Genomic DNA, 12548 nt, shown 5'->3' with positions numbered 1-12548 from the left:
GCGGCACAGGAGCGGGGCGGGCCACAGGCCGCGGTGGTGCTGCCGCCGGACGACGAGCTTCCGGAAGTGCTGCTCGACCTGGCCGTGCCGCACGAGGACATCAACACGCTGGTCGCCGTGCGGCCCGTCGTGACCGAGGAGCCCGGCTTCCGTTGGCTGGTGGAGCGGTCCGTGGCGAACCTCGTGCGGGACATGGGGGTCGTGCGCAAGGGCTCGGACATGCCGCCCGTGGCCGACGGGCTGCTGCCCGAGGAGGGGCGGCTCGCGGCGGCCGGGCGCTGCCTTCCGGTGTACGTGTTCCTCGCGGCGCTGCCGTACGTACGGGCCCACCACCGGGAGCGCGGCATCCCGGAGACCGTCTCCCGGCGCACCCTCGCCGACCTGGGGCGGCACCTGGCCGTGCACCGGCGTCGCACCGGCCGCACCGGGCTGCTGCACCCGTGGTGGCCGACGCTGCACTTCCGGGGCGAGCTGTACCAGCTCGGGCGGCTCCAGTTCCAGCGGGCGCGGCTGGACGAGCGGACCGGCGCGGCGGTCGCGGCGGCCGGGCTGCCGCTCGGATCCGGCGGCCGGCCGCTCGGCCCCGGCGGGCCCGCGCTGAACGTGCACATCCCCGACTTCTCCGGGCCGATGACGCCCGGCGCCTGCGACGCGTCGGTCGACCGGGCCCGGGTGTTCTTCCCGCGCCACTTCCCGGAGGAGCCGTACACCGTCGCGATGTGCAACTCGTGGCTGCTGGACCGGCAGTTGCGGGAGTACCTGCCGGAGTCGTCGAACATCGTGCGCTTCCAGGACCGGTTCCACGACGCCCCGCCGCTGCCGGACGCGCCGGTGGAGCCGGACGACACCGAGCCGGTGGCCTTCGTCTTCGGCGACCCGGCCCTGGACATCGCCGGACTCCCCCGGCGCACGGCCGTGGAGCGCGCGGTGACCGACCACCTCCGCGCCGGCGGGCACTGGTACGGCGGCTACGGCTGGTTCACGCTGTAGCACCGCGCGGCTGGGGGTCCGGCGCGGCGCGGGGTCCGGCGCGGCGGAAGGAAACCGGCTCGTGCTCAGTGCCCGAGCACGGTGTCGACGTCCAGCTTCACGGGCTCCCCGACCGACTCCGGCAGCACGAAGGACTCCCCGGGCCGGTGTACGGCTCGCACGCGGTGATTTCTCCCCCGATGATCTCGACGCGGTAGCGGTCAGCTCATCGGCGAGCCGGTCGGCGACCTCCATGAGCGTCGGCTCGTCACAGGGGTGCTCCGGAGCTGCTGCGGACATCGCAACCCTCCTGACGGCCGGGTGCCGAGGTCGTCACCGTCGGCCGGGATCGCCGGTTGCGTCCCGGGCGCCGCCGTTTGCCCGAAGGCATGGCCGCATGCGGTGGCGGCACCACCTCCGGCGCCACGGCGTGGGTGGCGCCGTCCCCTCACACCCGGCCGGTGCCCAGCTCGCACCACACGCCCTTGCCCTCCCGGCCGGTGAACCCGAGCGGCGCTCCGCGCACGTGCCCCCAGGCATCGGCGAGCGCGTCGACCAGGGCCAGGCCGCGCCCGCCCTCGTCCTCGTCGCGGGCGCCGCGCGGGCGGGGCGGTACGGGGTTGCCGTCGTAGACGCTGATCCTCACGAGGGCGGGTTCGACGGCGAGCCGGAGCAGCGAGCCGAGTGCCGCGGCCCCGTGGCTCCGCGCGTGCACGTAGGAGTTGGTGACCAGTTCCGAGGTGCACAGGGCCGCGCTGTCGGTGAGGTGCGGGAGGTCCAGCGACCGCAGCACGCTCACGACGAAGTCACGGGCGACCTTCGGCACGGTGGCCTGCGGCGGGCAGCAGAGGGTGTAGGCGTGGGGCTCCATGTCGCGCTTCTCCCATGGGATTCGGGGCACACGGCTCGCTACTGCTACCCCGTGCACTGGCAGGGTCACAGACAGTAGAGGACATACATGATCCGGCGCACCTATGGACCACGACCCGTACCGCCGTCACAGATCGTGGGAAAGTGACACCGGACAGCAGCCACAGGAGAAGGAAGCCATGCCACCGAGAAGCAGCCCCACGGCACGCCAGATCCGGTTGGGCACGCAACTGCGCAAGATGCGGGAAGCGGCCGGGGTCTCCTCGCGAGAAGCCGGGGCGCTACTCGGCGGCGGGCAGCCTCAGATCAGTCACATCGAGGCGGGCCGGTTCGGCATCAGCGAGGAGCGTCTGCGCCGACTGGCCGCCTTCTACTCGGCCGACGACACCGCGTTGATCGACGCCTTGGCCGCCATCACCCACGAACAACGCGGCCAGGGCTGGTGGGAGTCGTACCGCGGCATTCTTCCGGCGCCACTCCTGGACCTGTCCGAGCTGGAGCACCACGCGACACGGCTCCGGACAATCCAGATCACTCACATCCCCGGCCTCTTGCAGACCGACGCGTACGCACGCACCATCTTCGGCTCGACCATGCCTCCGCTTCCGGAAACCGAATTGGAGGCCCGGGTGTCACACCGCATGGAGCGGCAGAAAATCTTTGCGCGAGACGAAGTCCCGCCGTACGAGGCGGTCGTTCACGAAGCCGCGCTGCGCATGCGTTTCGGGGGCCGGAAAGTGGCTCGGGAGCAACTGGAAACCTTGCTGGGGCTGAGCGAGGAGCCCCACATCGGGCTCCGCGTCATCCCCTTCGAGTCCGAAGCACACATCGGCTCCGGCCACGCCATGCTCTACGCGCACGGACCCGTACCCCAGCTCGACACGGTGCAGGTCGACGCCGCGCACGGGATCGGGTTCCTGGACACCGAACCGCACCTGCGGAAGTACCGGAGCCTCTACGACACCATGCGGGCGTCGGCGCTGAGCGAGAGCCGGTCGCGAGCCTTCATCCAGACCATCGTCCGAGAGATGTGAAGGACACCATGAGAGAGCAGACCGTCTGGCAGAAGTCGTCCTTTTCCCAGGAGGAGGGCGAGTGTATGGAAATCGCCACGCTCGGACCGGCCGTGGCCCTGCGCGAGAGCGACGACCCCGGCACCGTCCTGACCACCACGCCCGCCGCGCTCGACGGACTCATACGCGCCGTCAAGGCGGACGTGTTCACCGGACGGCCGGAGGCGGGGCGATGAGCGGGGCCGAGGTACAGCAGGCCGTCGACGCCGAGCGGCGGCTTCTCGATCCCGGGGTGCGGGCGTCGGTGGCGCGTGTCGCCGAGGCGCTGCACCCGGAGTTCACGGAGTTCGGCGCGTCCGGCCGCCGGTGGGACCGGGATTCGGTGCTGAGCCTGATGGGGCCTCCGGCGCCCGGCGCCCCGCCGCGGGCGCCGGTCACGGCCACGGACTTCGCCGGTACGCTCCTCGCGCCCGGACTGGTGCATCTGACGTACGTCTCGGAGAGCGACGGCGTCCGGGCCTTCCGCAGCTCCCTGTGGTGCCGGGCGGAGGACGGCCGCTGGCTGATCCGTTTCCACCAGGCGACGCCCACCACCGGGAGCCCGGGCGAGCTTTGAGGCGGTTACGCCCGGCTGCGGCCGATGTAGATGTTCCGGGCCCGGTAGTACGTGCCGCCGCCCGGTCCGGAGCTGTCCGACGAGCCCTCCATCTGGAGGTCGCAGACGACCCGGAGCGGCTTGCCGACGAAGTTCGCCCGGTGGGCGGCCTTCCAGGTGCCGTCCAGGTAGTAGTGGATCTCCACGTCCGTGTCGCTGACCTTGGTGATCCGGGTGCGGTACTCGTGCCAGCTGCCGGGTGAGGAGACGCTCACGATGGTGCTGGAGACGTCGGAGCTGGTGCGGAAGGTGTTGAACCAGTTCCGGTTGTCGCCCTTGTATTCGAGGATGTCGCTCTCCGGGGGCCGGCTGTTGGCCCCGGTCAGCCAGAAGGCCGGCCAGGTCCCGGGCGAGCCGGGGGCCTGGAATTCGCCCTTCACCTCGTAGTTGGGGAACTCGTCGGTCACCCGGACCTGGTGCTTGGCGTGCACGGCGCCCGAGTGGTACCGGATCGGCAGGTGCGGGTCGGCGGTGCTGGTGCCCTCGTCCCAGTTGCTACGGGTCGCCTGGGGGGTGAGCACGTTGCCGGAGAGATGGATGTGGTTGTGGTCGGTGGCGCTGCCGTACATCCGGGCGGTGCCGTTGTGGTCGGAACCCCAGGGGTAGAGGTGTTCCAGTCGGCCTCCAGGGCGCCGTAGCCGGCGAAGGAGCCCGGGCCGAGCACGTCCTCCCAGGCCGCGGTCCGGGCGGTTCCCCCGGAGGCAGCCCGGGCCCGGGGCGTGGCTGCGAGGACGGTGGCGGAGGCGGCCGGTGCGGCGGCGCCGGCGAGTAGGGAACGGCGGCCGTACGCCGCGTGGGGGCGGTTGTTGTCGCTGGTCACGGTGGTCTCCAGGCGGGGGGTGGGCGGCCGTGGGGCGGTGGGGCCACGATCCGCGCGGACCGCCGGGCTGGAGCGCCGTCCAGAACATGTCAACACCGCACCGGGGCCGTCCCGCCACCCGGGCGCGGACCGTGGCCGGGGCCCGCGCCCGGGCCGGGCGGCGCCGCCCGGGCGGGGCATTGCACGGACGGCGCCGGTCGGTGGTCCCGCTCAGGCGAGCCGGATGACGTTCCAGGACATGGGTTCCAGGGTGGCGCGCAGGGCACCGCCGTCCAGCGTGGTGCCCTCGCCCGCGTGCGGGGTGACCCGCTCCGGGTCGGCGAGGGTGTTGCGGGCCTCCGGGTCGGAGTCGGCGAGGACGCTGTGCTCGGCGATCCGGGTGACGGCCAGGCCGCGCAGGTCGGCCTCCAGCGGCAGCGGCTCGGTCTGGCTGCGGTTGACGGCGAAGACGGTGATCGCGCCCGTCGACTCGTCGGCGACCGCGGTGGCGTGCAGCAGCGGCACCTCGCCGTACCGCTCGGTCTCGTGGGTCGGGCCGCCGACGTTGAGCTGGAGGACCTTGCCGCGGCCGTACTTCGAGGCCTGCGCGAACGGGAAGAAGGTGGTCTGCTTCCACGCCGGGCCGCCGGGCTCCGTCATGATCGGGGCGATGACGTTGACGAGCTGGGCGAGGCAGGCCACGGTGACGCGGTCGGCGTGCCGCAGCAGGGCGATCAGCAGCGAGCCGAACACGACGGCGTCGGTGACGGTGTAGTTGTCCTCGAGCAGCCGCGGCGCCTCCTGCCAGTTGCCGGGCTCCTGCTCCGCGAGCTGCGACTGGTACCAGACGTTCCACTCGTCGAACGACAGCTGGATCTTCTTCTTCGACTTCAGCCGCGCCCCGATGTGGTCGCAGGTGGCGACCACGTTCTCGATGAAGGACTCCATGTCGACGGCCGAGGCGAGGAAGGAGTCCCGGTCGCCGTCCTTCTCCTCGTAGTAGGCGTGCAGCGAGATGTGGTCGACCAGGTCGTACGTCTCGGCGAGGACCGTCGCCTCCCACTCGGCGAAGGTGGGCATGGCCTGGCTGGAGCTGCCGCAGGCGACGAGTTCGGCCTCCGGGTCGATCTGACGCATGGCGCGGGCGGTCTCCGCGGCCAGCCGGCCGTACTCGGCGGCGGTCTTGTGGCCGGTCTGCCAGGGACCGTCCATCTCGTTGCCCAGGCACCACAGCTTGATGCCGTACGGCTCCTTGCCGCCGTGCGCGATGCGGCGGTCGGACAGCTCGGTCCCGCCGGGGTGGTTGGCGTACTCCTGGAGTTCGAGTGCCTCGGCGATGCCGCGGGTGCCGAGGTTGACGGCCATCATGGGCTCGCCGCCGATCTTGGCGACGAAGTCGATGTACTCGGCGAGCCCGAAACGGTTGGTCTCGATGGACTGCCAGGCCAGATCGAGACGGCGCGGGCGCTCCTCGGCGGGTCCGGTACCGTCCTCCCACTTGTAGCCCGAGACGAAATTGCCGCCGGGGTAGCGGATGGCGGTGACACCGAGTTCGCGGACCAGGTCGAGCACGTCGGTGCGCAGGCCCGCCTCGTCGGCGGCGGGGTGGCCGGGCTCGTGGATGCCGGTGTAGACGCAGCGTCCGAGGTGTTCGACGAAGGAGCCGAAGAGACGCGGGTTGACGTCGCCGACGGCGAAGGCCGGGTCGAGCGTGAAACGGGCGGTGCGGTCGGACATGGGTGCCTTTCGGGTCTGGTGCCGGGGTTCGGGACCGGGTCGGTCGGTGTCGGGCCGGTGGCCGGGGACTGGTGATCGGGGACTGGTGGCCGGGGACTGATGATCGGGGACTGGTGACCGGGGACTGGTGACCGGGGACTGGTGACCGGGGACTGGTGACCGGGGACTGGTGATCGGGGTCGGATGGGTCGGTGCCGGGTCGGTCCCGAGGATCGCGGACCGGACCGGGTCGGTGCCAGATGGCGCCGGGCCGGTGCCGACGGGTGCGGAGGTCCGGTGCCGCCGGGTACGGCTCGGGCCGGGTGCCGGGACGCCGCCGGCTCCGGGGCCGGGCAGCCCCGGAGGCGGTACGGGGGCGTGGGGGCCCGCCGGTACCGCCTCCGGGGGTTCAACGGGCGGTGGGCCAGCCGCCGCCCCAGCTCAGCAGGTTGATGCCGAGCTTCGGGGTGCCGTCGTCCGCGCCGTCGTAGTAGTGGTGGACGAGCACGTGGCCGTCGCTGTCCTTCAGGACGGACTGGCCGCCGGGTCCGATGAACCGGCCGTGGGTCGCCAGGACGGTCGTGCCGCCGCCGTCCGGCATCGGGACGCCGTCGCGGTCGGTGTACGGGCCGGTGGGGCTGGTGGAGCGGCCCACCTTGATCTTGTAGGTGCTGTCGGTGCCCGCGCAGCAGCGGTCGTGCGAGACGAACAGGTAGTAGTAGTTGCCGCGCTTGACGATCTGCGGGGCCTCGACGGCGTACGGCTCGTCGGGGCGGGTGGCGAGGCTGTGCACGGTCCGGTCGCGGTGCAGGCTGCCGGTGGCCGGGTCGAGCCGGACCATCTTGATCCCGGTCCAGTACGAGCCGAAGCTCAGCCACCACGTCCCGTCCCTGTCGACGAAGAGACTGGGGTCGATGGCGTTGTGGTCGTCGCCGGTGCCGGTGCGGTAGACGATGCCGCGGTCGCTCCAGCTGCCGGGCAGGCCGGTGGGGCTCTTGGCCAGTCCGATCGCGGAGTGGTTGGAGCCGAAACTGGAGACCGCGTAGTACATCCAGTAGACGCCCTTGTGGTACGAGATGTCCGGCGCCCAGGGATCGCGTTCCGCGGAGTAGTCGGACCACCAGTCCGGCAGGTCGGTGAAGGCCGAGCCGGCCCGGGTGAAGTGGGTGCGGTCGGTGGAGACGCGGGCCTCCAGACCGCCGTGGGTGGAGTAGAGGACGTACCGGCCGTCCTCCGTCCTGACCATGCTCGGGTCGTGCACGACCACGTCGCCGGTGACCCGGCCGGGGTCCGGATACGCGGCGGACGCGCTGGACGGCGGGGCCAGCGCCAGCAGCAGGGCCGCGGGGAGGGCCGGCAGCGCGGCGCGGCGGCGCAGCCGGTGACGCGGACCGGTGCCGGGCCCGGTGCGGGTGGAGCGGCTCATCGGGGGTGGACGCCTTTCGTCGGGGGCACGGACCGGGCGGGCGGGGTCACTGGCCGGCCAGGCCGGTGTGGGCGACGCCGCGGACGATCTGGCGCTGGAAGAGCGCGAAGACGACGAGCAGCGGCAGCCCGGCGATGACGAGGGAGGCCATCACCTGGGCGTAGCGCACCCCGTAGGTGGACTGGACGTTGACGAGGCCGACGGGCAGCGTCATGTTCGCCGGGTCCGTGGTCACCAGGAACGGCCAGAGGAAGTTGTTCCAGGTGGAGATGAACGTGAAGATCGCCACGGCGGCGAGCACCGGCCGCGACAGCGGCAGCACGATCTGCAGGAACACCCGCCAGCGCCCCGCGCCGTCGCAGAAGGCGGCCTCCTCCAGCTCGCGCGGCACGCCGTCGAAGAACTTCACCAGGATGAACACCATGGCGGGCACCGCGACCTGGGGCAGGATCACACCCCAGTAGGTGTCGACGAGCCGCAGCTGCACCATCTCGGCGAACAGCGGGGCGATCAGCACCTGCGGCGGCACCATGATCCCGGCGAGCACGAGCCCGTAGAGCACCTTGCGGCCGCGGAACTCGGTGCGGGCGAAGCCGTACGCCGCCATGGCGCTGAAGGCCACCGTCAGCAGGGTCGTCATCCCCGCGACGAAGAAGGTGTTGAACATCCAGCGGGTGAGGTCGCCGGACTCCCAGACCGAGGAGTACGCGTCGAAGGTGATCGTGGAGCCGATCCACTCCAGCGGGGTCTTCGTCGTCTCGCTCTCCGGCTTGAGCGAGGTGGCGACGGCCCAGGCGAGCGGCAGCAGCCAGGCGACGACGAGGACGAGGGCCGCGACGAGCATCGCGATCCGGCCGCCGGTCCAGCGCGGCCTGCGGCCGCTCCCCGGCTTGGCGGCGGCCTCGGCGGCGCCGTCCGGTGTCGCGGCCGGGGGCGCGGTAGCGGTGGCGCTCACTGGGCTTTCTCCTCACTCGCGCGCCGGGACAGCCGCAGCTGGACCAGGGAGACGACGACGATCAGGGCGAAGAAGATGTAGGAGACGGCGGACGCGTAGCCGATCCGGTAGCCGGTGAAGCCCGACTGGTAGACGTACTGGAGGATCGGACGGGTCGAGTCGTCGGGGCCGCCGCCGGTCATGATGTAGATCTGGTCGAAGATCTTCAGCGAGGCGAGCAGTTGGAGGACGACCACGACTCCGGTGGTGCGGCGCAGCATCGGCAGGGTGATGTGCCACAGCCGGTGCCAGGGCCCGGCGCCGTCGATCTCGGCGGCCTCGTAGAGGTGCTGCGGGATGGCCTGGAGACCGGCCAGGTAGAGCAGGAAGTTGAAGCCGACGGTCCACCACACGGTGGTGAGGACGACGGACAGCATCGCGTAGCGCTCGTCGGTGAGCCAGCCGATGCCCGGTTCCAGACCGACCGCGGCCAGCATCTGGTCGGCGAGACCGAAGCCCGACGGGTAGATCATCCACATCCACAGCATGCCGACGACACCGGACGGCAGCAGGAACGGCGCGAACCAGGAGAGCCGCCACAGCCACTCGGCGACCCGCAGATGGTGCGCGAGCAGCGCCATGACGAGGCCGGTGAGGACGAGCGGGACGGTGGACAGCACGGTGAACCAGACCGTGTTCCACAGCGAGGACCAGACGTTCGGGTCGGTCAGTGCCTCGGCGTAGTTGTCGAGGCCGATGAACTGCGCCTCGGTGCCGGCGATGTTGTCGTCGCCGAGGCTCAGCTTCACGCCGTAGAGCAGCGGCCAGATCAGGAACAGGGCGTAGATCAGCAGGAAGGGCGCGGTGAAGAGCAGGCCGTGCTCGGTCCACTTGTGGCGTACGGTCCTGATGCCGTCGCCGGACTGCGTCCTCGCCTCGGCGGCCGGGGCGGCGGGTGGTGTGGCGGCTGTCGTCGTCGCAGGGGGTGTCATGCCACACCTCCGAAGGGGTCAGGGGTGTCGAGGAGCCGCTGCAGCCGGTCCTTGGCCTCGGCGAGGGCGCCGCGCGGGGTGCGGGAGCCGGTGAGGACTCCGGAGAAGACGGCGCCCAGTTCGAGCCACATGCTGGAGGCGGAGCCGGCGAACCAGGCGGGCGGGTCCAGGGCGACGTCGTCGACGACGGAGCGGTACTCCGACTGCGGTTTCAGCTCCAGGTACGCGGGCTTCTCCAGGGTGGGCAGATAGGCGGGGACGTGGCCGCCCTTCGCCCACTCGACGGTGTGCTGGAGCATCCAGGCGACGAAACGGTGAGCGGCCTCGTTGGACGCGCCGCCGCGGCCCGCCTGGTGCGGCAGGACGAAGGAGTGGCAGTCGGCCTGGGTGCTCGCGCTGCCGAACAGGGCCGGTATCCGGGTCATCGAGAACGGCAGCTCGGTGGTGAGGAAGGAGCTGACCTCCCACTCGCCGTTCAGCAGGAACGCCGTCTTGCCGAGGTTGAAGGTGCTGACGCCGCCGTTGTAGTCGAGATTGCGGACGGCCAGGCCGTCGTCCATGAGGGATTTCAGCCAGTCCAGGACCCGCAGCGCCTTGGTGTCGTCGATGGTGATGCGGGTGGCGTCGGGGCTGAGGATCGTGCCGCCGGTCTGCGAGTAGAAGGTGGAGAACAGCCGCCAGGGGCCGATCGTGTCGGCGCCGGTGGACTCGAAGGCGATGGGGGGCTGACCGGTGGTCTTCTTCACCGCCCGCAGCACGTCGGTGAACTCCTGGGCGGACCCGGCCGGCTTGAGCTTCTTGCCGTTCTCCAGGAGCCCTGCCTTCGCGCAGATCTCGGTGTTGAAGTACAGCACCATCGGGTGGGTGTCGAGCGGGACGGCGTACTGCTCGCCGTCCACGGCCCCGCGCCGCCAGATCTCCTCCGGGAAGTGCTCCGGCCGTACGCCCGCGTCGGCCAGCAGGTCGACGTCGAACGGGTCGAGCAGCCGCCCGGGCGCGAACCCGGGCAGCCGGGCCAGGTGCAGGGCCGCGACCTCGGGGGCCCGGCCGCCGGCGCCCGCCATGCCGAGCTTGGTGTAGTACGGGGCGCCCCACTGGAGGGTGACGGCGTCCAGCGCGATGTCCGGGTGGGCGGCGCTGTAGGCGTCCAGCATCGACTGCATGTTGACGCCGTCACCGCCTCCGAAGAGGTGCCAGTAGCGCAGCCGGGTGCGCCCGGCGCCTGCGGCAGGGGCGGCACAGCCGGAGGCGGCGGTGCCGAGGGTACCCGCGGCCGCGAGGGCGCCGAGTCCGGCGAGCACGCTTCTGCGGCTCGGAGAAGGTTGCTGCATGGCGGCTCATCCCTACAGGTCCTGTCGACTCACAGGACGCGTGTGCTCGATCAGAGTGGTTCCACGTTCGACATTTCGAATGCTGCTCGTAACTTCGAACGGCAAGATAGATTCGAACGAATGCCGCGTCAACGCTTCGCACACGCTTCGAGCAAGAACGCCGAAAGAAAACGCCGAAGCGAACGCGACGACGTGGGCCGCACCCCGGAGTTACGGGGTGCGGCCCACGTCGTCGCGCCGTTCGGCGAGGCCCCGAAGCGGGCGGGTGAGGACCGTGCGGGGTCAGCCGCGGGGCTTCGGCGGAGGCCAAGTCCCGGGCCGCGGCGGCTGCCCCTGCGGGGGCTGCGCGTACGGAGGCTGCGGGGGCTGCGGGGACTGCGCGTGCGGAGGCGCATGCGGGCCTCGGGGTGCCCCGTGCGGCGGCTGCCACGTTGCCTGCGGGTGCCGCGGCCCCGTCTGCGGCGCCCCGGGGCCCGGCGCCGGGCCGGGATTCGAGGCCGGGTCGGGATTCGAGTTGGCGCCAGGATACGAAGCCGGGCCGGGGCCGGGCGGCAGGACGTCGCGGGCCAGCAGGGTCGCGCCGGCGACCGCACCCGGCATCAGGAAGACGGCGACGAAGGGAACCAGAAAGGCGAGGGCCAACGGCACACCGAAGCCGAGGCTGAGCGACATCCGGCCGCGCAGCAGCCGCAGCCGCTCCTTGAGCGGCACGCCGCGGCGCTGTAGCGCGACGGCGGTCAGCTCGGCCGCGAGGAAGAACCCCGAGACGCAGAAGCCGACGGCCGGGACGAGGGTCTGGCCGATGAACGGGATGAAGCCGAGCACGAAGAGCGCGATGCCGAACAGGGCGACCCAGAACAGCACCCGCAGGCTGTCCCGTGCCGAGATGAGCAGCTCCCGCCACAGCGGAAGATCGGGCGCGGCGGGGGCACCGCCCTCCGACTCGTCGACCCTCTCGGCCAGCGACTCGTAGAACGGCTGGCCGATCAGCAGGGTGACGGCGGTGAAGCTGACCACGGCGAAGAGCAGGCCGCCGACGAACAGCAGGACGGCGAGGAAGCTCCGGAAGAGGCCCTGCCAGGGCGACTCCCAGCCGTCGGCGAACGGGGTCGCCCAGGCGGTGATGTCGCCCGCCCAGAAGCCGAGGGCGACCAGCGCCGCGGCGTACAGCACGAGGGCGATCAGCGCGGGCAGCAGCCCGAGACCGAGCCCCTTCCCGTGCCGGCCGACCCAGCGCTGACCCTTGATCAGATAACCGAAGCCGGTCCCGAGATCACGCATGCGCTCACCCTAGCGGCCCGCCCCGGACCACCGGGCCCGGGGCGGACGCGCGGGCAGGCGGCGGGGTCAGGCGACGGAGAGGCCCACCTTGATGTTGCCGCGCGTGGCGTTGGAATACGGGCACACCTCGTGCGCCGCCTCGGCCAGCTGCTTCGCGGTCGCCTCGTCGGTGCCGGGTATGGACACGGCCAGCTCCACCTCCAGGCCGAAGCCGCCCGAGCCATTGCCGCCGATGCCGACCCTGGCGGTCACCCGGGAGCCGGTGATGTCCACCTTCTGCCGGCGGGCGACGACGCCCAGGGCGCTCTGGAAGCAGGCGCTGAAGCCGGCCGCGAACAGCTGCTCGGGGTTGGTCCCGGAGCCGCTGCCGCCCAGCTCCTTCGGCGGGTTGACGACGACGTCCAGCCGGCCGTCGTCGGTGGCGACCCGGCCGTCCCGGCCGCCCTCGGCGGTGGCCACCGCGGTGTACTTGACGTCTATGGGCTGAATCGGCATGAGAAAGTCCTTTTCGGAAAGGGGGAGTTCGTCGCGCGGCACCGGGGGCGGGCGGTAGGCCGCCGGC

13 protein-coding genes are annotated in these 12548 nt (G+C 71.7%); 4 read left to right on the top strand and 9 right to left on the bottom strand.

Going from position 1 to position 12548, the window contains the following annotated elements:
* Window positions 1-36: 36 nt before the first annotated feature.
* The gene (locus GCU69_RS01630) at window positions 37-990 is read left to right on the top strand and encodes an acyltransferase domain-containing protein (RefSeq protein ID WP_156204941.1); all 954 of its coding nucleotides are present in this window, start codon (window positions 37-39) and stop codon (window positions 988-990) included.
* A 427-nt stretch (window positions 991-1417) separates the two neighbouring features.
* Here the strand turns inward: GCU69_RS01630 and GCU69_RS01625 are convergent, their stop codons facing one another.
* Window positions 1418-1840, bottom strand: coding sequence for an ATP-binding protein (locus tag GCU69_RS01625; protein WP_098751749.1), 423 nt, complete (start codon window positions 1838-1840; stop codon window positions 1418-1420).
* Window positions 1841-1943: 103 nt separating this feature from the next.
* Between GCU69_RS01625 and GCU69_RS01620 the strand changes: the two genes are divergently transcribed.
* From GCU69_RS01620 to GCU69_RS01610, 3 genes are read left to right on the top strand one after another with little or no spacing between them, the layout of a single operon-like run.
* Complete coding sequence (locus GCU69_RS01620) at window positions 1944-2873, top strand: helix-turn-helix domain-containing protein (RefSeq protein ID WP_328629976.1); 930 nt, start codon at window positions 1944-1946, stop codon at window positions 2871-2873.
* Window positions 2874-2881: 8 nt separating this feature from the next.
* Entirely contained in the window at window positions 2882-3088 is a 207-nt protein-coding gene (locus GCU69_RS01615) for a DUF397 domain-containing protein (protein WP_156204939.1), read from the top strand.
* On the top strand, window positions 3085-3468 hold the full coding sequence (locus tag GCU69_RS01610) for a nuclear transport factor 2 family protein (protein WP_156204928.1): 384 nt from the start codon (window positions 3085-3087) through the stop codon (window positions 3466-3468). The genes GCU69_RS01615 and GCU69_RS01610 overlap by 4 nt, the downstream gene beginning before the upstream one ends.
* Before the next feature lie 5 nt (window positions 3469-3473).
* On the opposite strand, the gene GCU69_RS01605 is transcribed toward GCU69_RS01610, so the two are convergent.
* From GCU69_RS01605 to GCU69_RS01570, 8 genes are all read right to left on the bottom strand, one after another.
* A complete protein-coding gene (locus tag GCU69_RS01605; RefSeq protein ID WP_235978138.1) occupies window positions 3474-4076 on the bottom strand; it encodes a LamG domain-containing protein in 603 nt (200 codons plus the stop codon).
* A 461-nt stretch (window positions 4077-4537) separates the two neighbouring features.
* Window positions 4538-6043 (bottom strand): arabinosylfuranosidase ArfA, encoded by a 1506-nt coding sequence (arfA, locus tag GCU69_RS01600; protein WP_156204927.1) that lies wholly within the window; start codon window positions 6041-6043, stop codon window positions 4538-4540.
* 388 nt (window positions 6044-6431) lie between these two features.
* Window positions 6432-7448 carry an arabinan endo-1,5-alpha-L-arabinosidase gene (locus GCU69_RS01595; RefSeq protein ID WP_156204926.1) on the bottom strand — a complete coding sequence of 339 codons (1017 nt, stop codon included), beginning with the start codon at window positions 7446-7448 and terminating at the stop codon, window positions 6432-6434.
* A 46-nt stretch (window positions 7449-7494) separates the two neighbouring features.
* Window positions 7495-8403, bottom strand: coding sequence for a carbohydrate ABC transporter permease (locus tag GCU69_RS01590; protein WP_408055747.1), 909 nt, complete (start codon window positions 8401-8403; stop codon window positions 7495-7497).
* Window positions 8400-9374 (bottom strand): carbohydrate ABC transporter permease, encoded by a 975-nt coding sequence (locus GCU69_RS01585; RefSeq protein ID WP_098751765.1) that lies wholly within the window; start codon window positions 9372-9374, stop codon window positions 8400-8402. Before GCU69_RS01585 ends, GCU69_RS01590 begins: the two co-directional genes overlap by 4 nt.
* A complete protein-coding gene (locus GCU69_RS01580; RefSeq protein ID WP_098751766.1) occupies window positions 9371-10705 on the bottom strand; it encodes an extracellular solute-binding protein in 1335 nt (444 codons plus the stop codon). The genes GCU69_RS01585 and GCU69_RS01580 overlap by 4 nt, the downstream gene beginning before the upstream one ends.
* Before the next feature lie 282 nt (window positions 10706-10987).
* Complete coding sequence (locus tag GCU69_RS01575; RefSeq protein ID WP_156204925.1) at window positions 10988-11986, bottom strand: EI24 domain-containing protein; 999 nt, start codon at window positions 11984-11986, stop codon at window positions 10988-10990.
* Window positions 11987-12052: 66 nt separating this feature from the next.
* A complete protein-coding gene (locus GCU69_RS01570; protein ID WP_098751768.1) occupies window positions 12053-12481 on the bottom strand; it encodes an organic hydroperoxide resistance protein in 429 nt (142 codons plus the stop codon).
* Between the last annotated feature and the right edge of the window lie 67 nt (window positions 12482-12548).

It is taken from the genome of Streptomyces lycii, assembly GCF_009735685.1.
GTDB lineage: Bacteria > Actinomycetota > Actinomycetes > Streptomycetales > Streptomycetaceae > Streptomyces > Streptomyces lycii.
Note: the sequence above shows the minus strand (reverse complement) of the source record. Positions and strands in the feature narration are given on the sequence as shown.